The 22,299-nt window shown below is 62.5% G+C and carries 18 protein-coding genes; 12 read left to right on the top strand and 6 right to left on the bottom strand.

Going from position 1 to position 22,299, the window contains the following annotated elements; translation table 11 throughout:
• Window positions 1–14: 14 nt before the first annotated feature.
• From CO670_RS00845 to purU, 3 genes are all read left to right on the top strand, one after another.
• Window positions 15–1,343 carry an FMN-binding glutamate synthase family protein gene (locus tag CO670_RS00845; RefSeq protein WP_097588530.1) on the top strand — a complete coding sequence of 443 codons (1,329 nt, stop codon included), beginning with the start codon at window positions 15–17 and terminating at the stop codon, window positions 1,341–1,343.
• Between the two features lie 79 nt (window positions 1,344–1,422).
• Window positions 1,423–2,730 (top strand): type III glutamate--ammonia ligase, encoded by a 1,308-nt coding sequence (gene glnT, locus CO670_RS00840; RefSeq protein ID WP_097588529.1) that lies wholly within the window; start codon window positions 1,423–1,425, stop codon window positions 2,728–2,730.
• A gap of 73 nt (window positions 2,731–2,803) precedes the next feature.
• Window positions 2,804–3,688 (top strand): formyltetrahydrofolate deformylase, encoded by an 885-nt coding sequence (gene purU / locus CO670_RS00835; RefSeq protein WP_097588528.1) that lies wholly within the window; start codon window positions 2,804–2,806, stop codon window positions 3,686–3,688.
• Between the two features lie 122 nt (window positions 3,689–3,810).
• Here purU and CO670_RS00830 read toward each other — a convergent pair whose 3' ends face one another.
• The 3 genes from CO670_RS00830 to CO670_RS00820 form a co-directional block, all read right to left on the bottom strand.
• Entirely contained in the window at window positions 3,811–4,632 is an 822-nt protein-coding gene (locus tag CO670_RS00830; RefSeq protein WP_097588527.1) for an oxidoreductase, read from the bottom strand.
• Between the two features lie 91 nt (window positions 4,633–4,723).
• The gene (locus CO670_RS00825; protein WP_097588526.1) at window positions 4,724–7,834 is read right to left on the bottom strand and encodes an efflux RND transporter permease subunit; all 3,111 of its coding nucleotides are present in this window, start codon (window positions 7,832–7,834) and stop codon (window positions 4,724–4,726) included.
• Complete coding sequence (locus tag CO670_RS00820; protein ID WP_097588525.1) at window positions 7,834–8,952, bottom strand: efflux RND transporter periplasmic adaptor subunit; 1,119 nt, start codon at window positions 8,950–8,952, stop codon at window positions 7,834–7,836. Before CO670_RS00820 ends, CO670_RS00825 begins: the two co-directional genes overlap by 1 nt.
• 98 nt (window positions 8,953–9,050) lie before the next feature.
• Here CO670_RS00820 and CO670_RS00815 point away from each other — a divergent pair, with 98 nt between their 5' ends.
• The 4 genes from CO670_RS00815 to minE all read left to right on the top strand — a co-directional run bounded on the left by CO670_RS00815 (window position 9,051) and on the right by minE (window position 11,819).
• A complete protein-coding gene (locus CO670_RS00815) occupies window positions 9,051–9,638 on the top strand; it encodes a TetR/AcrR family transcriptional regulator (RefSeq protein WP_097588524.1) in 588 nt (195 codons plus the stop codon).
• A gap of 304 nt (window positions 9,639–9,942) precedes the next feature.
• Window positions 9,943–10,665, top strand: coding sequence for a septum site-determining protein MinC (minC, locus tag CO670_RS00810; RefSeq protein ID WP_097588523.1), 723 nt, complete (start codon window positions 9,943–9,945; stop codon window positions 10,663–10,665).
• Between the two features lie 81 nt (window positions 10,666–10,746).
• A complete protein-coding gene (gene minD / locus CO670_RS00805; RefSeq protein WP_097588522.1) occupies window positions 10,747–11,562 on the top strand; it encodes a septum site-determining protein MinD in 816 nt (271 codons plus the stop codon).
• Complete coding sequence (minE, locus tag CO670_RS00800) at window positions 11,559–11,819, top strand: cell division topological specificity factor MinE (RefSeq protein ID WP_004674690.1); 261 nt, start codon at window positions 11,559–11,561, stop codon at window positions 11,817–11,819. Before minD ends, minE begins: the two co-directional genes overlap by 4 nt.
• Before the next feature lie 99 nt (window positions 11,820–11,918).
• On the opposite strand, the gene CO670_RS00795 is transcribed toward minE, so the two are convergent.
• Window positions 11,919–12,950: an aldo/keto reductase gene (locus CO670_RS00795; RefSeq protein WP_097588521.1), complete on the bottom strand. Its 1,032-nt coding sequence runs from the start codon at window positions 12,948–12,950 to the stop codon at window positions 11,919–11,921.
• Window positions 12,951–13,177: 227 nt separating this feature from the next.
• Window positions 13,178–14,443 carry an FAD-dependent oxidoreductase gene (locus tag CO670_RS00790; protein ID WP_097588520.1) on the bottom strand — a complete coding sequence of 422 codons (1,266 nt, stop codon included), beginning with the start codon at window positions 14,441–14,443 and terminating at the stop codon, window positions 13,178–13,180.
• Between the two features lie 190 nt (window positions 14,444–14,633).
• Between CO670_RS00790 and CO670_RS00785 the strand changes: the two genes are divergently transcribed.
• From CO670_RS00785 to CO670_RS00765, 5 genes are all read left to right on the top strand, one after another.
• On the top strand, window positions 14,634–15,614 hold the full coding sequence (locus CO670_RS00785; protein WP_097588519.1) for a 3'-5' exonuclease: 981 nt from the start codon (window positions 14,634–14,636) through the stop codon (window positions 15,612–15,614).
• Window positions 15,615–15,767: 153 nt separating this feature from the next.
• Entirely contained in the window at window positions 15,768–15,914 is a 147-nt protein-coding gene (locus tag CO670_RS00780) for a DUF1127 domain-containing protein (protein WP_088392288.1), read from the top strand.
• A 567-nt stretch (window positions 15,915–16,481) separates the two neighbouring features.
• Window positions 16,482–17,318, top strand: coding sequence for a 5-dehydro-4-deoxy-D-glucuronate isomerase (kduI, locus tag CO670_RS00775; protein ID WP_088674930.1), 837 nt, complete (start codon window positions 16,482–16,484; stop codon window positions 17,316–17,318).
• Window positions 17,315–18,079, top strand: a complete 765-nt coding sequence (gene kduD, locus CO670_RS00770; protein ID WP_280951311.1) for a 2-dehydro-3-deoxy-D-gluconate 5-dehydrogenase KduD — start codon at window positions 17,315–17,317, stop codon at window positions 18,077–18,079. The genes kduI and kduD overlap by 4 nt, the downstream gene beginning before the upstream one ends.
• 127 nt (window positions 18,080–18,206) lie before the next feature.
• Entirely contained in the window at window positions 18,207–18,953 is a 747-nt protein-coding gene (locus CO670_RS00765; protein WP_097588517.1) for a FadR/GntR family transcriptional regulator, read from the top strand.
• Here CO670_RS00765 and CO670_RS00760 read toward each other — a convergent pair.
• Complete coding sequence (locus tag CO670_RS00760; RefSeq protein WP_097588516.1) at window positions 18,950–22,237, bottom strand: cellobiose phosphorylase; 3,288 nt, start codon at window positions 22,235–22,237, stop codon at window positions 18,950–18,952. The genes CO670_RS00765 and CO670_RS00760 overlap by 4 nt on opposite strands.
• Between the last annotated feature and the right edge of the window lie 62 nt (window positions 22,238–22,299).

The raw sequence follows: 22,299 nt of genomic DNA, 5'->3' as shown, positions 1-22,299 counted from the left end.
GGCGAGGGACACCCATGAGCTATCACAACCCTTATACTCCGCCCCGCAAGTCCGCGACCTTCGACGACTATACGCTCGCCGAAATCCGCCGCGCGGCCGCCACCGGCATTTACGACATCCGCGGCGCCGGCACCAAGCGCAAGGTTCCGCATTTCGACGATCTGTTGTTTCTCGGCGCCTCCATCTCGCGCTATCCGCTCGAAGGCTATCGGGAGAAGTGCGACACGACAGTGGTGCTCGGCTCGCGTTTCGCCAAGAAGCCGATCACGCTGAAGACGCCGATCACCATTGCCGGCATGAGCTTCGGCGCGCTGTCCGGCAACGCCAAGGAAGCGCTCGGCCGCGGCGCGACGATCGCAGGCACCTCGACCACGACAGGCGACGGCGGCATGACCGATGAAGAGCGCGGCCATTCGCAGACGCTGGTCTATCAGTACCTGCCGTCGCGCTACGGCATGAACCCCAAGGATTTGCGCCGCGCCGATGCGATCGAAGTCGTGGTCGGCCAGGGCGCCAAGCCCGGCGGCGGCGGCATGCTGCTCGGCCAGAAGATCTCCGACCGCGTCGCCAACATGCGCAACCTGCCGAAGGGCATCGACCAGCGCTCGGCCTGCCGCCATCCCGATTGGACCGGCCCCGACGATCTGGAAATCAAGATCATGGAGCTGCGCGAGATCACCGACTGGGAAAAGCCGATCTACGTCAAGGTCGGCGGCGCGCGGCCCTATTACGACACCGCCCTTGCCGTGAAGGCCGGCGCCGACGTCGTCGTGCTCGACGGCATGCAAGGCGGCACGGCGGCCACGCAGGACGTCTTCATCGAGAATGTCGGCATGCCGACGCTCGCCTGCATTCGTCCGGCCGTCCAGGCGCTGCAGGATCTCGGCATGCACCGCAAGGTGCAGCTCATCGTTTCCGGCGGCATCCGCTCGGGTGCCGACGTCGCCAAGGCATTGGCGCTCGGCGCCGATGCGGTGGCGATCGGCACGGCCGCCCTCGTCGCCATCGGCGACAACGATCCGCACTGGGAAGCGGAATATCAGAAACTCGGCACGACGGCCGGCGCCTATGACGACTGGCATGAAGGCAAGGATCCGGCCGGCATCACCACCCAGGATCCGGAGCTTTCAAAACGCCTCGACCCGGTTGCGGCCGGCCGCCGCCTTGCCAACTACCTCAAGGTCATGACGCTCGAAGCGCAGACGATCGCGCGCGCCTGCGGCAAGAACCACCTGCACAATCTCGAGCCGGAAGACCTCGTCGCACTGACGATCGAGGCATCGGCCATGGCGCAGGTGCCGCTCGCCGGCACCAACTGGATTCCCGGCAAGACCGGTTTTTAAGAATGCTCGGCCGGGCGCGTTTGGGAGGACGCGGCCGGCTTCATCATCAAGTGTCGAAGATCAACATAAGGGGACAAACGTGACACTGGACCTCTCGCAATACGCCTCCGAAAGAGGCATCAAATATTTCATGATCAGCTATACGGACCTCTTCGGCGGCCAACGCGCCAAGCTGGTTCCGGCAGAAGCCATTGCCGATATGCAGAAGGATGGCGCCGGTTTTGCCGGCTTCGCGACCTGGCTCGACCTGACGCCCGCCCATCCCGACCTGTTCGCCGTTCCCGATGCTTCCTCGGTCATCCAACTGCCCTGGAAGAAAGACGTCGCATGGGTCGCAGCCGACTGCGTCATGGACGACCGGCCTGTCGAACAGGCGCCGCGCGTGGTGCTGAAAAGGCTGGTCGCCGAGGCTGCGACAGAAGGGCTCCGGGTGAAAACCGGTGTCGAACCCGAATTCTTTCTGATCTCTCCCGACGGCTCGGTGATCTCGGATCAGTTCGATACCGCCGAAAAGCCCTGCTACGATCAGCAGGCCGTGATGCGCCGATATGACGTCATCGCCGAGATTTGCGATTACATGCTCGAACTCGGCTGGAAGCCCTATCAGAACGACCATGAGGATGCGAACGGCCAGTTCGAAATGAACTGGGAATATGACGATGCCCTGAAGACGGCGGACAAGCACTCCTTCTTCAAGTTCATGGTCAAGTCGATCGCCGAAAAGCACGGCCTTCGCGCCACCTTCATGCCGAAGCCCTTCAAGGGCCTGACCGGCAACGGCTGCCACGCCCACATCTCGGTCTGGGACCTCGACGGCAAGGTCAACGCCTTCGCTGACAAGGAAATGGCGTTCGGCCTCTCCGCCCAGGGCAAGACCTTCCTCGGCGGCATCATGAAACATGCTTCGGCGCTGGCCGCCGTCACCAACCCGACCGTCAATTCCTATAAGCGGATCAACGCGCCGAGAACGATCTCGGGCGCGACATGGGCGCCGAATACGGTGACTTGGACGGGCAACAACCGCACCCACATGGTGCGTGTCCCCGGCCCCGGCCGCTTCGAACTGCGGCTGCCCGACGGCGCGGTGAACCCTTATCTTCTCCAGGCGATCATCATCGCCGCCGGCCTTTCCGGAATCCGGTCGAAGGCCGATCCCGGCAGCCACTATGATATCGATATGTATCGCGACGGGCATACCGTGACCGACGCTCCGAAGCTGCCCCTCAACCTTCTCGACGCGCTGCGTGAATATGAGAAGGACGAAGAATTGCGGGCGGCCCTTGGCCGGGAATTCTCCTCCGCCTACCTCAAACTGAAACACGGCGAGTGGAACACCTATTGCTCGCATTTCACCGAGTGGGAACGGAGCACCACTCTGGACATTTGAGCTCCCGCCGCATCCGCGGCTACCTGCCCCGTGCCTCGGGCACGGGTCTTTTTTTCTTTGGTCGGATAGTCCCATGTCTCAGTACGTTCTTACGGTTTCATGCAGGTCGACCCGCGGGATCGTCGCTGCGATTTCGGGTTGCCTTGCCGAGAAAGGCTGCAACATCATCGACTCCTCTCAGTTCGATGATCTCGAGAGCACGAAGTTCTTCATGAGAGTGACCTTCGTCTCGGAAGACGGCGCAACCCAGGCCGAGATCCGGGAAGGATTCGAGAAAGTCGCCAGGCAGTTCGAGATGAGCTTCGAACTGGTGGACGCCTCGCGCCGGATGAAGGTCATCCTCATGGTGTCCCGCTTCGGCCATTGCCTGAACGATCTTCTCTACCGCTGGCGCATCGGCGCGCTGCCGATCGACATCGTCGGCGTCGTGTCCAATCACCACGACTATCAAAAACTGGTCGTGAACCACGACATTCCTTTCCACCACATCGTCGTAACCAAGGCCAACAAAGCTGAGGCCGAGACGCGTCTGCTCGATATCGTCGGGCAATCGCAAGCGGAGCTGGTGGTGCTCGCCCGCTACATGCAGATTCTCTCGGATGCGCTCTGCCAAAAAATGTCCGGCCGCATCATCAACATCCACCACTCGTTCCTGCCGAGCTTCAAGGGCGCCAACCCCTACAAGCAAGCCTATGAGCGCGGCGTGAAGCTCATCGGCGCGACGGCTCACTATGTCACCGCCGATCTCGACGAAGGTCCGATCATCGAGCAGGACACGGTCCGCATCACGCATGCGCAGTCCGCGGAGGACTACGTCTCGCTGGGACGCGACGTCGAAGCCCAGGTGCTGGCGCGCGCCATTCACGCCCATATCCACCACCGCACCTTCATCAACGGCAACCGCACCGTCGTCTTTCCGGCAAGCCCCGGAAGCTATGCCTCCGAGCGCATGGGCTGAGCGCCGCCGGCCAGCCGGAAACCGATGCAAACCTGTTCCGCCAGTCGCTCGGTGTGCGCTGGGTTTTCACGCTTGCTAAAGGAGGCCTGTGAGCCGACGACGTCTGCAAGTTTGGGCAAGATTTAGGACACAGGACGCTTTCCGAAGCCGAATGTCTTGCGCAGGCTGTTGTCGACCGCACTTGCCGGCATAAACCTGCGCAGCCGGCTTAGAAGCGTTGCCTGGCCGCCGGCCGGTTGACGCATTTTGTAGGGGCCGTTGATTGCCGCCAATATCTTCTCCGCGACAGTCCCGGCCGACGGCGCGGTTTTGATCTGTGCCTGTACGGCCTTGATGGTCGCGTCAGCCTGCGCTGCGTAGGCTCCCAAGGGCGCCTCGGTCTGTGCCGCGTTTACATCGAGCTTGGTGTTCGTGAAGGTCGGTTCAACCAGCACCACGCGCACGTTGAATTCCCGAATCTCATGGTCCAGCGACTCCGACAGCCCTTCGAGTGCATGCTTGCTGCTGGCATATATTCCCATGAACGGTGCAGGCAGGAAGCCGAGGACCGAACTGATATTGATGATCAGTCCACTGCGAGCGGCGCGCATGGAGGGCAAAGCCGCGCGGATCATGCGCAAAGGGCCGAAAACATTGGTATCGAATACTGTTTGCGCTTCGGAAGGCGACGTGTTCTCGACAGGGCCGACCAGTGAAACGCCGGCATTGTTGATCAGGATGTCGATCCTGCCTGTCTCGGACAAAACCCATTGAACAAAATTGGAGACCGAGGCCTCATCGGTCACGTCGACAGTCCCATAGCGCACGCCGGGAATGGCGTTGGCACGTGCCGGGTTGCGTACGCCCCCGAAGACCTGAAAGCCATTTTGTGCAAGAAGGCGGGCTGACGCTTCACCTATTCCGGAGGATGCTCCAGTGATTACGACAACTCTAATTTCAGACATGCATGCTCCTTTGTTCAGTTCAAGTAGTTGATTAGAAATCATTTTTTACTTTCCGGCGATTTTTCGATCAGAGATGCTCTCTCGAGTTCGCCTACTCGGCAGCCATCGCTGCCGGTAACTCCACCTCGCTTGGCGAATTTGCATGGCCTTCATTTTTCGTCGGCTTGATGCGGAACCAGCTGGCGTAGAGAGCGGGAAGGAAGAGCAGGATCATCGCTGTGCCGACCGCCGTTCCGCCGATCAGCGTATAGGCCATCGACCCCCAGAACACCGAATGGGTGAGAGGAATGAAGGCAAGCACGGCGGCAAGGGCTGTCAGGATGACGGGACGCGTCCGCTGCACCGTCGCCTCGACGACGGCGTGATAATCGTCGAGACCGGCTGCCTTGTTCTCCTTGATCTGTTCCGTCAGGATCAGGGTGTTGCGCATCAAAATTCCCGCCAGCCCGATCAATCCGAGAATGGCATTGAAGCCGAAGGGCTTGTCGAAGAGCAGCAGGACCGGAACCGCCCCGGCAAGCCCGAGTGGTCCCGTCAGCATGACCATGGTCATCGTCGACAGGCTGCGGACCTGCAGCACGATAACGATCAGCATGGCGGCAATCATCGCCGGGAAGATTTTGACGAGGGCGGCGTTGGCCTTGAGCGATTCCTCGATGTTGCCGCCCATCTCGATACGATATCCCACAGGAAGCGAGGCGATGAGCGGCTGAAGCGCCTTGAGAATCTGCTCTGAGACTTCTGGCGGCTGCGCCCCCTCGCTGATATCGGAACGGATCGTGATAACGGGGGTGCGGTCACGGCGTTTCAGGATCGGTTCTTCAAAGCGGATTTCCGAGTGACCGATCTGATCGAGCGGGACCTGTCGCCCATCGCGGCTCATCAGCGAGAAGTCTCCCAATCGTGACGGGTCGAGCCGGTTTCCGCCGGCACTGCGTGCAACGACAGGCACGCTGCGGATATTCTCGCGAACCTCCGTGATCGGAATTCCGCTCAGCAGCAATTGCAGCTGCTGGGCTGCCTCGGCCGGCGACAGGCCGATCAGGTTCAGCCGATCCTGGTCGGGAACGAAACGCAGCACCGGCGTGCGGTTGCCCCAATCGCGGTTTGCCTGGCGAACATCCGGCACGCTCTTCATGATATCGAGGGCTTTCTCGGATATCTGGTACAGTTGGTCCGGATCCGGGCCGGTGATCCGGAACTCGACCGGAAACGGCGTGTAAGGACCGAAGACGAGCTGCGTGACGCGGACATAGGCTTCGGGGGCGAGCCCGTCCGAAACGGCCGCACGCAGCCGAAGCTTCAGGGCCTCGCGCGTGTGCGCGTCGGGGGTCAGCACGACGATCTTGGCGAAAGACGGGTCCGGCAATTCCGGCGCCATGGCAAAGAAGAAGCGGGGAGCACCCTGGCCGACATAGCTGGTGACGGTCTTTGCCTCCGGTTGCTGCTGCAGCCACCCTTCGAGCTTCTCGACCGCTGCCGTCGTCGTCTCGATGCTGGTGCCTTCCGGCATGCGGACTTCGACGAGGACTTCGGGACGGTCCGACGTCGGGAAGAACTGCTTTTTCACCGATCCCATTCCAACGACGGAGGCGCCCATGGCGATGGCAACCACCGCACAAGTGACGAACTTGTGGCGCACGGTAAACTCGATCAGCCGCCGCAAGCGCCGGTAGTTCGGGGTGTTATAAATGGCGTGATGGCCCCCTTCGACCGGTTTGATCGCCGGCAGCATCTTGACGCCGAGATAGGGCGTGAAGATCACCGCGACGATCCAGGAGACGATGAGCGCAAAGCCGACGACCCAGAAGATGTTGCCGGCATATTCGCCGGCGGTTGACCTGGCAAAGCCGACCGGCATCAGCCCGATGATCGTCACGAGCGTGCCGGACAGCATCGGGGCGGCGGTATGGCTCCAGGCATAGGCGGCCGCCTTGATGCGGTCCATCCCCTCTTCCATCTTCACCACCATCACCTCGATGGCGATGATGGCGTCGTCGACCAGGAGGCCGAGCGCCAGGATGAGCGCACCAAGGGTGATGCGATCGAAGAACCGGCCGGTTTCCAGCATGATGAGGAAGACGACGGCAAGGGTCAGCGGAACGGCCAGAGCAACGACGATGCCGACACGCCAACCGAGGCTGACAAGGCTGACGAACAATACGACACCGAGCGCCATGGCGAACTTCAGCATGAACTCGCCGACGGCTTCGTCGATATTGACGGCCTGGTCGCTGACCTTGGCGAGCGTCATGCCGAGCGGCAGGGTCTTTGCGATCGCGCCGGATCTTTCTTCCAGCGCCTTGCCGAGTTCCAGGCCGTTCCAGCCCTGTTGCATTACCGCGGCAAGCATGATGGCAGGCTCGCCGTCATGGCGAATGAGATAGGTGGCGGGATCCTGGTAGCCGCGCCGCACTTCGGCAAAATCCGAGAGTTTCAAGGTGCGTCCGGCCGCGACGATCGGCGTATCGGCGATCGCCTGGATGCTGTCATAGGCGCCATCGAAGCGAATGAAGACCTGCGGCCCGCGCGTATCGATCGACCCCGCCGGTGTCACGGTGTTTCGCCGCTGCAAGGCGCTCGCGATGTCCTGGGCCGAAATGCCGAGGGTGGCGAGCTTGGCATAGGAGAACTCGACGAAAATCTGTTCGGGCCGCTCTCCGAGGATGTTGATCTTCTTGACTCCAGGCACATGCAGAAGATCCTGGCGGATCACCTCGGCCTGGCGCGCGAGCTCACGCATCGGCATGCCCTTGGCCTTCAGCGCGTAAAGCCCGAAGCTGACATCGGAATACTCGTCATTGACAAAGGGACCGAGCACGCCTCTCGGCAGGTTGCGGGCCTCGTCTCCAAGCTTCTTCCGCGCCTGATAGAATTCCTCCTCGACGGCCGTGGACGGCGTGCTGTCCTTCAAGGTGACGGTCAAGAAGGCGTATCCCGGCCGCGTTGTCGTCTCGACACGATCGTACCAGGTGAGTTCCTGGAGGCGCTTCTCGAGCGGCTCGGCGACCAGATCCTGCATCTCGCGCGCAGTCGCCCCCGGCCACACGGTCGTCACGGTCAAGGTTTTGATAGTGAAGGAGGGGTCCTCGGCGCGCCCGAGCTTGACGAATGCATAGGCGCCGGCGGCGGCCAGCAGAACGATGAAGAACAGAGTGACGGCCCGCTCGCGAACGGCGAGCGCGGAAAGATTGAAGGTCATCAGTTTGCCGCCTCTGCCTGTTCTGCCTTGGTGCGCACGCTGGCGCCGTCCTGCAGCAGATGGGCGCCGAGAGCGACGACCGGCTCGCCTGATTTGACGCTGGAAACCACCGCCACCTCCTCACCCAATTGTTCTATTTTCACCTGCCGGAAGTGGACGGTCGAAGATGCCTGATCGAAGACCCAGACGCCGGTTCGATTGCCATCGTCCAATATTGCGGCGATCGGCACCGCGGCATGCGATTGGCCGCTGCTGCTGGAGATTCTGATCGTCACCGTCGCGCCCAGCGGCGCCGTTGCTGCAGCGCCATCCAGAACCCAGCGCGCCTCATAGGTGCGGGTTTGAGGATCGGCAGCATCGGAAATCTGGCGAAGCCGCGCCTTGTCCTGCCGGCTCTCGTTTCCGTAGATGCTTGCGTCGGCTATCTCGCCGATTTGCGGCCGCAGCGACTCCGGAAGCCAGACGAGCGCTTCTCTCGGGCCGGCCTGCGCCAGACGGATCACGGTTTGTCCCGCCGTCACGACTTGACCTGGCTCTCCGAGCGTTTCGACAATGATCCCGTCAGCATCGGCAACCAACAGAGCGTAAGTTGCGGCGTTTTCAGCGACCCTTGCCTCCGCTTCGGCTGCGGCCAGTTGAGCCGTTGCAGTGTCGAGCGCAGCCTTTGCCTGTTCATAGCGCTGCGGCGAAGCCGCCGCCAATCCGCTTTTCGTCAAAGCAGCGTAGCGTCTCTCGTCAGCTTGCGCTTGCGTCAACACAGCTTGCGCGGAGACAACGGCATTGTGTTTCGCAGTCAGTGCGAGACGCAGATCGGTCTCGTCGATGCGCATCAAAGGCTGGCCGGCCTTGACCTGTTCGCCAACGTCCACATAACGCTGCAAGATCTTGCCGGACACACGAAAACCGAGATTGCTCTGCACGCGGGCGGCAATGGTGCCCGTAAAGGTGCGTTCGGCCGTTTCCGGCTTCTTGGCTTCCGCCAGTTTGACGAATGGCGGCGCGATCCGGGGATCGGCGGCTTGCGCGCTTCCTTTCGAGGAGATTCCGAAAAGCACGAACGCCGTGGCGCCGGCAGCCGCCAGAAGGCCGAAAGAGGCAAGGAGGATTTTGCGGTTCATGTCAGTAAGCCTTATTGACGGGCGCAGCCCTTGAATTAGATTGCGATCTAAATCTAATTCTGTTATAGATGTCAAATGAAATCTAATTGGAGATCGCAATGAGAGTCAGTCGCGCTCAGGCCGAGGCCAATCGTGAAACGGTGATCAATGTCGCAAGCCGGCTCTTCCGGGAGCATGGATTCGACGGCATCGGGCTGAAAGACCTGATGAAAGGAGCCGGCCTCACCCAAGGCGGGTTCTACAAGCAGTTCGAATCGAAGGATGATCTTGTGGCGCTGGCATCCGGTCGGGCAATGGAGAGCGCCATTCGCAGGTGGTCGAGGGTTGCCGCCGGAAGTGCCGATCCCTTCGCCGCGGTTGTCGGCATGTATCTGTCGACCGGGCACCAGGGAGAGAAAGGTGACGGCTGCCCCTTGGCCGCGCTTGGCTCAGATGCGGCACGCCAGAGCGAGGAGGTGCGACTTCCGTTCCAGAATGGCATCGAGGCGCACCTTCAGATTCTCGACGAATTGATCCCGGCATCGGACGGCACGAAACCCTATGACAAAGCCATGGTCGTCCTGTCCCTCATGGTGGGCGCCGTAACCATCTCTCGCATCATGACCGATCAGGGCATGTCGGAGCGTCTGCTCGAAGCGGCGGCGGATGCCGTCAAACAGATCGCGGGCGAAACAGCGGAGGAATGAGATCCCGGCGCTGCACCGTCATTGCCGAGAAGGACCAGCGCCTCCGGGCGCATGCGGTGAGTCGCCGAGGGGTTAACGCAGCGCTAAGAACCGCGTGATCCCGTCGGCGTGATCGCCGAGCAACAGATCTTCATTCCGATCATATATGAGGATTATTCACTCTTCATATTAATTCAATCTTTTCATTCACTTAAATAAAATCTTCGACCGAAGGAAGTGGCATTACGTTAGGGAATTTCGGGGCCACGTTAACCTTTTGTTAACCATGTCGGCGGTAGAGATGGTCAACGAATTATTCACATAGATGACCAAAGTGCTAACAGACGCTCGCTCTATCCGCATCAAGGGCCGCTCTTTCCTGGCGGTCATGCTGTCCCCGGACCTTCCTTTCGATGATTGGCTGGCCAGACTGGACGATCTGGCCGCACGTTCGGCCGGTTTCTTCCTGGGACGGCCTGTCGTCCTCGATCTGACGGACCTGCAAATCGACAAGCCGCAGCTGAAGGAGCTCATCGCCGAGCTTGCCAAGCGCAATGTCAGCATCATGGGCATCGAGGGCGCGCGGCCTTCCATTCTCGGCGCGGGCATGCCGCCGGCGCTGAAGGGCGGCCGCTCGGCTTCCGACATCGAGGTTCAGGCGAATGAGCCGGCCGAGCCGGCCGGCAAACCTGCGATCATTGAGACCCGTCCGGCAACAACGCAATCGATCGTCATCCGGGAGCCGGTGCGCTCGGGGCAGTCGGTGATCTTCCCGGAAGGCGACGTCACCATCGTCGGATCGGTCGCTTCCGGCGCCGAGGTCATCGCCGGCGGTTCCGTCCATATCTACGGGGCACTGCGCGGCCGAGCCATGGCGGGGTCCGTCGGAAACGCATCGGCGCGGATCTTTTGCCGGAAGCTCGAGGCCGAGCTCGTTGCAATCGACGGCATCTACAAGATGGCGGAAGACATGGCGCCCAATCTTCGCGGACAGGCTGTTCAGCTCTGGCTCGAAGAGGATGCGATCATGGCGGAAAAACTGATCTGATTAGGGCGTAGCGCGTCGTCGAGACGCGCAAAGGACGCCGTCACACATTGACTTGTCGCAGCTACGGCAAAGGAGAGAGAAATGGGGAAAGTGATCGTCGTCACGTCAGGCAAGGGCGGGGTCGGAAAGACGACCTCGACCGCCGCATTGGGAGCGGCGCTGGCGCAACGCAATGAAAAGGTCGTCGTCGTCGATTTCGACGTCGGCCTGCGCAATCTCGATCTGGTGATGGGCGCGGAGCGCCGGGTCGTCTACGACCTGATCAATGTCATCCAGGGCGATGCCAAGCTCACCCAGGCGCTGATCCGCGACAAGCGGCTGGAGACGCTGTTCCTGCTGCCCGCCTCGCAGACGCGCGACAAGGACAATCTGACGCCCGAGGGCGTCGAGCGGGTCATCAACGACCTGAAGCGCTATTTCGACTGGATCATCTGCGACAGCCCCGCCGGCATCGAGCGCGGCGCAACACTTGCCATGCGTCATGCCGATGTTGCCGTCGTCGTCACCAATCCGGAAGTTTCCTCGGTCCGCGATTCCGATCGCATCATCGGCCTGCTCGATGCCAAGACGGCCAAGGCCGAACGCGGCGAGCGGATGGAAAAGCACCTGCTGCTGACCCGCTACGACGCCAACCGCGCCGAACGCGGCGACATGCTGAAGGTCGACGACGTGCTGGAGATCCTGTCCATCCCACTGCTCGGCATCGTGCCGGAAAGCATGGATGTGCTGCGCGCCTCCAACGTCGGTGCACCGGTCACCCTGGCCGAAAGCCGCAGCCCGGCCGCCATGGCCTATTTCGATGCCGCCCGCCGGCTCGCCGGCGAGACCCTGCCGATCGCGATCCCCGAGGAAAAGCGCAATATTTTCGGCAAGATCTTCGGACGGAGGGCGGCATGAATATTTTCCGTCTCTTCAACAAGCAGAGAACCGCGCCCGCCGCCCGCGAACGCCTTCAGGTGCTTCTCGCCCACGAGCGCGCCTCGGCGGGATCGGACCTGGTCACCTTGCTGCGCGAGGAAATCCTTGCAGTGATCGCCAAGCATGTCGAGCTCGACCACGACAAGGTGCAGGTGACGATCGATCGCAACGAATATGTCTCGACGCTGGAAATCGACGTCGAAATCCCGCTGAACGCGGCCGTACAGGCCGCTTGACGGCAGCCGCGAAGCGCCGGTCAATCTCTCGAAAAGCCGCCATGGAACCATGGCGGCTTTTCGTATTCTACAGCCTGGTCACGCCCGAGGTCGGAAGCCTCAGCGGCCACCCTCGATCTTGCGGTGGCGCTGGGCAATCCCGCCCTTGCCATAGGGATAATCGAGAGGCTGCGGCGCGCTGACCTCGTTGAGCCTTGCCATCTCCTCGTTGGAAAGCTCGACCTTCATGGCGCCGAGATTGTCGGCGAGCTGTTCGGGCGTGCGGGCACCGAGAATGACCGAGGTGACGGCCGGCTGCGCCGCCGTCCAGGCGAGCGCCACCTGCGCCATGCTGACGCCGCGGGCCTTGGCGACGTCCTCGACGGCGCCGATGATCGCCCAGGTGCGTTCCTGCGCATTGCGCGGCGCATAGGATTCGCTGCCGCGATTGGGATTCTCGCCGAGGCGGGTCGCGCCCGTCGGCATCTCGTCACGCTTGTACTTGCCGGTCAGCCAGCCGCCGCCGAGGGGCGACCATGGCAAGAGGCCCATGCCGGCATCCTGGCAGGCGGCGACAATTTCGAGTTCGATGTCGCGCGCCAGCAGGCTGTATTGCGGCTGCAGCGTCACCGGACGCGTATAGCCGCGCGCTTTGGCAATCTCCGATGCCTTGGCGATATGCCAGCCGACATAGTTGGAGAAGCCGTAATAGCCGATCTTGCCCGATGAAACCGCATCATCGAGGAAGCGCAACGTCTCTTCGATCGGCGTCAGCGCGTCCCAGGCGTGCATCTGATAGAGGTCGATCTGCTCGATGCCGAGGCGGCGCAGCGAATCGTCGAGCGCCTGACCGAGATGCCGGCGCGACAGGCCGATATCGTTGGGCCCGTTGCCCATCGGAAAACGGCCCTTGGTGGCGACGATCGCCTGGCGGGATTCGGTCGGACGCGCCTTCAGCCAGCGCCCGATGATCTCCTCAGACTTGCCGGCGCTGTAGACATCGGCGATATCGATGAAATTGCCGCCCCAGGCGAAATAATCGTCGAGCAGCTTGTGCGAGGCCGTCTCGTCGGCCTCCGCCCCGAAGGTCATGGTGCCCAGGCAATAGGCGGTGACGACGGCCCCGCTGGGGCCGAGCTTGCGATAATCCATTTTTCCTCCTCATGCGGAAACCCGCAGCCGGCGCGCAAAAGCGTCGGGGTAGAAGCCGGGGCTTCTGCAATCAATGACAGTATCGTGCTTGAGGCGGCCGCTTGCCGCCGGGGTGATGAGGTACAGCGCCCTGGGCTTGGGTAGCGCGAGGGGCAAGGGCAGCATAACCAATCCCGCCCGGGCCACAAGTGGGAAAAAATATTTCCCTGCCGTCGCGGCGGAGGCGGTCAGGGTCGCGGAAACGAGCCGGCGATCAGCTCGGCGGCGGCGACGCCGGTCTCGTAAGCGCCGTGCGCGGTCGAATAACGCGAGCGCGAACAGGCTTCGCCGGCAAAGAAGATCCGCTCATCACGCGGTGCCGCGAGAACCCCGCGCAGATCGGAGGCGCCGGGCTCGGCGTAGGAATAGGAGCCGCCGATATGAGGTGCCGCGGCCCAGGCCGAGATCGCCGCCACCGACAGCTCCTTGCGGATATCCGCACCGAAATGCGCCGCCAGTTCATCGGCGGCGAAGGCGAAAGCGGCCTCTTTGCCCTCCCGCTCCAGATCATGCGAGAGGTCGCCGGCAAAATAAGCCTCGACGACGGGCGCGCCGAACGGCCGGAGCTGATAGGTGCCGGTCGCGCCGCGACTGTTGGAGCCGAGCATATGCGTGTCTGCCGGCAGGACCTCCGGATTGGCGAGCCTGAGGAACAGCTTGTCGGCGAGCCCGAGCGGCAAACGCGCGGCCGCCTCGATCTTCTCGGGAAGGGGAGGATCGAAGGCGATCTTTTCGGTGGCAAGCACATTCGTCGAAACGGTAACGAGCACGGCGCGGGCGCTGAGCAACCCCTTGTTCGTCTCGATGCCGATGCGGTCGGCATGGCGATGGTCGATGCGCGTGACTTCGACGCCGAGCCTTGCCGGAACCGGCTCGCCATAGCGGGAGATAAGGGTTCCGTAGCCCTCGCGCACCCGCCAGTCAGGTCCGGCGCCGGGGTCGTATCTGTTGTAATCGGCGATCGAAGACCTCTCCAGTTCGGCGCCGGTGATGTAGGTGCCGATCGCCCGGATCTGACCATTCCAGGGATTGCCGGGCTCCAGTGCTCCGGCCATGTCGGCATCCTCGCCTTCATGGCTCTCCAGCCGTTCGAAATAGGCGCTGACCGCTGCTTGCGAGGCGCGAACCTCCGCATCGTCCCGCTCAAGCCGCCGACCGCCATTCCAGGGGGCCGGGGTGCGGTCGACCGTCAAGCCGACGTCGCCGGCTATTTCGGTCCAGGCATTGCCGCGCGCGCCGTGCAGCCAGCCGCAGCCAAGGTCGAGCCCCACATCGGCAACGCCCGGCAGCCCGACCGTCCAGGCTCTGCCGCCGAGACGATCTCCCGCTTCGAGCAGGAGAATGGAAAGATCCGGGCGGATTGCCTGCAGCCTGCGGGCAGCGGCAATGCCGGCAGCACCGGCGCCGATGATGACGACATCCTTATCCGCGTTCCTGCTGGTATCACCGGGCATGCGTTCTCCTTCACGTCCATTCAGTACCGAGCGCCGGACGCTTGAGCCTGGGATCAAAGGGCTAAGCTCCAAGCCCACGAAAGGCAAGGGAGCCCCGCGCGCCACCGACACCGGCAAACGAGGCGGAACTCTCCATTGGATAAACCCGGCTGCAATGGATTAAACCGCGCTGCCATGACATACAGGTCCGATGAGCGTGCACAGAGATTCGCAACTCGACATGTTTGCCAAGGCATCGCCCGCGACGGCCAAGGCGCATGGTCCGTCGCGCCGGAGGCCGCCGCAAGCTGCCGTCCGTTCCGATGAAGACATGGCGCGGGTGCTGGAAGAGAGCGGCAATTATCGCATCCTCAGAAAGCTCGCGCCGCGGCCGATTGCGGCAGTCAGGCGGCCGGAATTTTCACGGCTCGGCGTCATTCTCGATACGGAGACGACAGGTCTCAACCACCGCAGCGAAGAGATCATCGAAATCGGCGCGGTCGCCTTCACGTTCGATGAGGACGGCGCGGTCGGCGACGTCGTCGGCGTCTATGGCGGCCTGCAGCAACCGTCCCGGCCGATCCCGGCCGAGATCACCCGGCTGACCGGGATCACCGATGCCATGGTCGAAGGGCAGGTGATCGACATCCGGGCGCTCAGCGAACTGATCGAACCGGCGGATCTAATCATTGCCCACAATGCCGGTTTCGACCGGCCGTTCTGCGAGGCCTTCTCGAAGATCTTCGCCAACAAGGCCTGGGCATGCTCGGTGTCGGAGATCGATTGGAGCGCCCGCGGTTTCGAGGGCACCAAGCTCGGCTATCTCGTCGGCCAGGCCGGTTACTTCCACGAGGGCCATCGCGCAGTAGACGACTGCCACGCGCTGCTCGAAATCCTCGACCAGGCGCAGGTCGACGGCGAAAGGCCCTTCGCGGAGCTTTACCGCGCCAGCCAGCGTTCCCGCATCCGCATCTTTGCGGAACATAGCCCCTTCGAGATGAAGGACCATCTGAAGGCGCGAGGCTACCGCTGGTCGGACGGCAGCGACGGCCGTCTGAAATCCTGGTGGATCGAGATCGGCGAAGAGGATCTTCCCGAAGAGCTTTCCTACCTTCGCTCGGAAATCTACCGCTGGACCGAGGCGGATCCGCCGATCCTGCGCCTGACGGCTTTCGACCGCTTCAAACTCTGAGCCTCCCCAGCAATCCATGCATTCCCTGCATAGGTGCAGTGATGCATTGGCGCTGCAACAATCGAGGGTCTCGTACTATATGAAGCTCATCGAAGCGAACGAAGCGCCAAGGACTGGCAGCTAAGCTTCGAAAGCCCACGGAAAGGGATCATCATGAACGTAGCACGCTCTTTCAACAATTGGCGCAAGTACCGTCAGACGGTCGCTGAACTGGGCCGTATGTCCACGCGCGAACTGGACGACCTCGGCATCGGCCGCGGCGACATCCGCAACATCGCCCGTGCAGCCATCGCCCGCTAACGGCCGCTTAGACCAAGCATCTTCGAAACTTGCCAGCGCCTGCTTCCTCCCAAGCGGGCGCTTTGCTTTTGTGCCGCCGCCCGACGGCACTCTGCCGCGATCAAGCCTCCCGCCCTTCGCATAGCGCATAGCTGCCCTGCAAAGAAATGCCTATCAACTGAGCAGGAAATAAGTATGATTATTTCTATCGAAGCGATGCACCTCCTCCCGCATCCCTTCGAGAATGCAGGCGCCCCATCCTCCTCCCAGGGTCGCTTGCGGGAACGACGGCACTCCTCCTCCCAGCTGTCGTTCGGTTTTTCTCGAAAGCCTGCCGCACCTCCTCCCGCGGCAGGCTTTTTCGTTTTGACCGCCTCCTTCTCGCCCCCTGTTCGGTCTCAAATTTTCTTCCGTGCTTTTCCAGCCAGGCATCTCATCAGGCGAGCGCCCGGACAAACCTGTTGACACCAAACTTGTCGTACAACTATGTAACTAGCCGGATACCACGGCAGCAGAAGACGACGGGCGAAACCCGGCTTCCGCGATACCGACAATGCCAGACGACAACGAAGCTGAAGGAAAATGGACATGCAGATCGACGTGAGGCACGCCTCCCACCCCGAGGCCGTGCGCAATTTCGACACGGAGACGCTGCGGCGTCACTTTCTGGTGGAAACCATCTTCGAAGGCGGCGAGATCCGGCTCACCTATTCCCATTACGACCGCATGGTCATCGGCGGCGCCACGCCGCTCGCTCCTGGGCTGACGCTGACGGCGCCGACGGCGATCGGGCAGGAAACCTTCCTTGCCGAACGTGAACTCGGCGCCCTGAACATCGGCGGCGCCGGCCGCATCGTCGTCGACGGCGCGAGCTACGATCTCGCCAAGTATGATTGCCTCTATGTCGGCAAGGGTGCGCGCGACATCCGCTTCGAAAGCGTCGATGCCGCCGATCCGGCAAAATTCTACCTCGTCTCGACGCCGGCCCATGCCACGCATCCGACCGTGCTGCTCACGCGCGACAAGGCGAGGCATCTCAGCCCCGGCGACCCGGCGACCTCCAACAAGCGGTCGATCTACCAGTATGTCCATCCCGAAATCTGCCAGTCCTGCCAGCTGACCATGGGCCTGACGATGCTCGAGACCGGCAGTGTCTGGAATACCATGCCCGCGCACACGCACGACCGGCGCATGGAAGCCTATCTCTATTTCGATCTCGAAGCCGACCAGCGCGTCTTCCATTTCATGGGCGAGCCGCAGCAGACCCGCCATATGGTGGTGGCCAGCGAGCAGGCGGTCATTTCGCCGCCCTGGTCGATCCACTCCGGCGCCGGCACCCGCAATTACAGCTTCATCTGGGCGATGGCCGGCGACAACAAGAGCTTCACCGACATGGACCACATCGCCGTTGCGGATCTGAGGTGAGCGCTGTGGCAAGCCCCTTCGACCTTTCCGGCAGGACTGCCGTCGTCACCGGCGCCAACACCGGTATCGGCCAGGCCATCGCGGCCGCGCTCGCCGAAGCGGGCGCCTCCATCGTCGCCGTCGGGCGTTCCTCGATGGACGAAACCGAAGCATTGGTGAAGGAAGCGGGCAGCCGCTTCCACGTGGTCAAGGCCGACCTCTCCACCATCGAACCGGTCAAGGGGATCGTCGACGAGACGATCCGCACCTTCGGCGGCCTCGACATTCTCGTCAACAATGCCGGCATCATTCGCCGCGCCGATGCGCTCGACTTCACCGAAGAAGACTGGGACGCGGTGATCGACGTCAATTTGAAGACCGCTTTCTTCCTGTCGCAGGCGGCCGGACGCCACATGGTCGAAAAGGGCAGGGGTAAGATCATCAACATCGCCTCGCTGCTCTCCTTCCAGGGCGGCATCCGCATCCCATCCTATACCGCTTCGAAAAGCGGGCTTGCCGGATTGACCAAGCTGCTTGCCTGCGAATGGGCGGCCAAGGGCGTCAACGTCAACGCCATTGCTCCGGGCTATTTCGTCACCAACAACACGACGGCGCTGCGCGAAGATCCTGACCGCAATGCCGCGATCCTCGCCCGCATTCCGGCCGGGCGCTGGGGAGCCCCGTCCGAACTCGGCGGTGCCGCCGTCTTCCTGGCATCGCCGGCATCGGACTACGTGCACGGGACGGTGCTGCCCGTCGACGGCGGCTGGCTCGCACGCTGACCGCCTCAAATGGCGAGCCACGGCGCTTCCGCAGTGGCTCGCATCGTTTTGCCTTTCCTGCCGCCATGCGCTAGCAACAGCAGCGCGGCCGGCGCAGCCGTATCGACACGCAGGACTTGGACAAGGGATGACGGACAGGGACAAAACGGTCTTCGATGCCACTCGCCAACCGCCGAACCTGCGCAGCAGCCTCGCGGATACGCTGACGGCGCAGATTGAGTCCGGTGACCTGAAACCCGGGCAGCGTCTGCCGACCGAACAGGCGATCATGGCGGCGACCGGCGTCAGCCGGACAATCGTGCGCGAGGCGCTCGCCACGCTGCGTGCCAAGGGGCTGATCACCACGCATCAGGGCCTCGGAGCTTTCGTCTCTGATGATCCCAAGCCGCGATCCTTCTCGATCATTCCCAACGACCTGCAGTCGATCGACGAGGTCCTGCGCGTGCTGGAACTGCGCATGGGGGTGGAATATGAAGCCGCCGGCCTTGCCGCTTTGCGGCGCACGCAGGAAGATATAGATCGCATGCAGGATCGCCTCGACGCCCTCGACAGGGCGCTGGAAGAAGGCGGATATGGCGCGCAAGAGGACTATGCCTTCCACCGGTCCATTCTGGTCGCGACGCAGAATTCCTATTACGGCCGTCTCTTCGATACGTTCGGCAACATCATGGTGCCGCGGCAGTGGGCGCGCTTGGACAAGATGACGGCCGCCGAGCGCAAGCGCCATGCGGCGCGCATGCGCAGGGAACACCACGCCATCTTCGCGGCGATCCGCGACGGCAACGAATCCGCCGCACGCCGCGCCATCCGGACTCACTTGTCGAAAAGCACCGCGCGCTTCGAAGAGCTGCGCGGCGCCAGCACCTCGTCTTAATCTTTGCGCTGAGGCTTCATCAGCCGCCGCCAGGCGGCGTGATCCGTTTGCAGAGCGACGGAGGCATGGGCGGCGGGCAGAAGCGGCTTGCGTCTGCGCCGACCGAAGCGCCGTTTGAAGCCGAGGATGTTCTCGACGAAGCTCCTTGTGTAGAGGCCCGGGCCGCTCGAATAGATGCGCCAGCCGCCGTCGACGGCGATCTTGCCCGCCTTGACCCGCGCCCAGTCGGCCGCCGCTTGATAGCGGTCATGGAAGGCCGCATCGCTGCTGCTGAAATAGGTATTGCGCTGGCGCAGCGAAGCGTGCGGCAGCGCCGATGTGACGGCGATCGGATTGACGACGGCGATTGCCTTCCAGAGTTCGTCCGCCTCGGCTTCCAGGGCGAGCGTTTCGCAATAGCGCAAATGCGCATGCACATACATCAGCCCGATCTCGCGGCCGAAGAAGGAAGAGGATTCCGCCCGCCGAAACAGCGTCTCAGGCCCGCCGGCATAGGTTGCAGGTTTCTCCATCAGCCGCACGCCATCGGGATAAAGCAGATGCTTCTCGATCAGCTTCATATGATCGTGCCTCTGAACCGGCGTGAACAGGCCGCCGAGCATCGCCTGCGTCATCGAGATCAGCGAGTAGGAGAGGCCGGTGCGCCGGTCGCTCGGGTGCAGAAGCAATTCGACGCCGTCATGTTCGGGATCGAAGATACCATAGCCGGCAACCACGCCGTCGCGGATGAGATGGCGATTGAAATCCCGGCGCATCGCCGTCGCGATCTTCCTGAGCGCCTTGGCCTTTTCGCCGGACCCATGACGACGCAGGATCGCGGAATAGCGGACGACCTGCTCGTAGAGCAGAGCAACCGTCCAGCTGCTGACCATCCAGTCGCGCAGATGCGGGTCGGCTGGCTGCAGGGAATCGTTCCAGTCTCCTTCGCCGTAACGGATCAGATGCGTCCCCGGAATGAAAGCTTCGCGGACGGTATCGAGCAGTTTCTCGACATGGATCGCGATGGTGTCGATCTCCGCCGCTTTCTGCATGGTCTTTTCGTCGCGCCAGGTGACCTTCTCGTCGAGGATAGCGAGATCGCCGGTCGCTTCGATATAATCGCAGAGCGCCTTCAGCGGCCAGACGACGATATCACCGTGGCTGTCACCCGCCCGAATGTTGGAATAGGGCTCCAGCATGAACCATTGCGGCCAATCGCCTTTTTCCAGGTACTGTTCGCTGAAGACGGTTTTCACCACCTCCTTGGCTTCGCGGTCATGTTCATAGGCGAGCAGGAATTCGATCGGCCCCTGGCAGGCGTCGCGCGTACCCCAGGCCGCACCCGTATATTGCTCGAGGCCGTGCGGCACGCTCAGATGCACGATGGCATCATGGGCGAGCCAGGGCAGAAGGGTCGTTTGTGCGGCGAGGTCGGGCGATGTGCCGCCGGTCGTCAGGCCATGCACGGTCTTCCGCCAGAATTTCGATGCCGGCGCAAGCATGGCTTGGTCGGCGATGCCGGCCTCATACCGCTGCGCCAGGCGCTCGGCTTCTTCAGCATCGGTCATCGAACCGACGACGGCGAAGGACAGCGCCTGCGTTGACCGGGAGCGCAACGCGACGAAGGCGCCGTTGCGGGCAACGCCGTCGGTATAGAGCAGTTCGTCGCCGCCGATCTCCTCGATGGCATCGGGCGTCGAACTCACCATCCAATAGCTGGCATCGGGGTATCGATCACCCCAGAGCCAGGCCGGATCCGGCAGGAAACGGATACGTTTCCCGGATGGATCGAACTCGATCCGCCCGCCCGCGTCATATTCGCGCTCGCCCAGAACGACATGGCCGAACACCAGGAAGCGGCACGGCTTGCCCTCCACCGAAATCGTCCACTGCATGGCCGCATCCTCGCCGGAGACGGCTGCCGCGACGGTGATGGTGCGGCCGGCGCAACGATAGATCCAGCGGCAATCGCTGAGCCCCATTTCGAAAGCCGAGGGCACCCCCAGAAGCTGCCAGCCGGCGCCGAGATCGGCCATGATGCGCAGCCCGCTGGCGCGCGTCAGATTGTAGGGGTCGCGGGACACGGAAAAGAGCTTGTGGAAGGAGGTATTGCCGATCGTCAGCTGCGCGGCGAAGATGCCCTGCATCCAGCACGTGGCGGCAAGCGTGGAATCGTCGAGCAGCATGTTCTGGCCGCTGCGGACGATCGCGCCGTGGCGGCGCGCCACCAGGCGCTCCTTTTCGCTGAGGACAACGTGGCGGTTCAGGACGCCGTTCGGCACGAAAAATGAAAGAAGCTTTCCGCCGGCGCGTTCTTCCAGGCTCCGTTCCGGATAGAGCCGCTCAATCGCCTTTTTGTCGAGCGGCTCGGCCTTGAGCAGGGCTGCATCCTGCAGCAGGCTGCGGACCGGTTCGGTTTCCGCAATATCGGTTACAGCACCTTCCGTCGCTGCGAGCCCATCGAGCCGCGAAAGATCGGCATCGCTCGATGCTTCGGGATGATCAGCAGCAAACAGGGCGAAGAAAGTCGCGCTCGCGCCGCTTGCCGGCACCGGGAAGGATTTCGATTGGATGGCCGGACATGCCGTCTCCTGCTGCCGCCGTTCGCTCGGCAGGCTGGTGCCGAAGGGACCGACCAGCATGTCGCCGCGGCGCTCTTTCGCCTGCACCAGCTGGATCGCATCGGTGGCATAGGCGGCCGCGCCCTCAAGGCAGCCCTGCACGATCCAGGGATTGCGCGCACCCGACTGCTTGAGGTTTTGCCGGTTCATCAGGACGGGGCCGAATGTCTCGTGCTCGGCGATATGGTGATCGACATATTGCGAGGCATAGGCTTCGCTGTTCATCAGGAAGCCGCGATCGCCGAGGCCAAGGTCCTGAACCAGCACCAGATCCACCGGAACGTTTCCACGCTTCAGATGCCGAAGGGACACGCGCCAGAACCAGGCGGTTTCGGAGGGGTGAAGCTCGAGGCGAACCTTGTAGCCGATGTCGCCTGTTTTGCCGCTCCAGGAAAAACTCGTCGCATCGGACCCGAAGCTGCCGGCGGCGCGAGGGCCGACGATCTCGACGACATCGGGCGCAGGACCGCCGATACGCAGATAGAGGCGGCCGATGCCGCCGATGAGCGGCGATCCCTGGATCTGATTGATCTGCACCGATCCCTTGTCGTCGGCATATTCGATGGCAAACAGCGTGCCGTTCGGCAGCGCCGATATCGACAGGCCGGAACCGTTGCCGATCGTGGAGAGGCCAAGCTCTTCACGTCGGGGCATCTGCAAACTGCGGGTAAAATCCGGGGACATCGGGATCTCATCGATTGGCATCAGAGGGGAATCGAAGGATGACGCAAAAAGATTGAGAGAAA

Origin of the sequence: Rhizobium sp. J15, assembly GCF_002531825.1 — a bacterium.
Lineage (GTDB): Bacteria > Pseudomonadota > Alphaproteobacteria > Rhizobiales > Rhizobiaceae > Rhizobium.
Note: the sequence above shows the minus strand (reverse complement) of the source record. Positions and strands in the feature narration are given on the sequence as shown.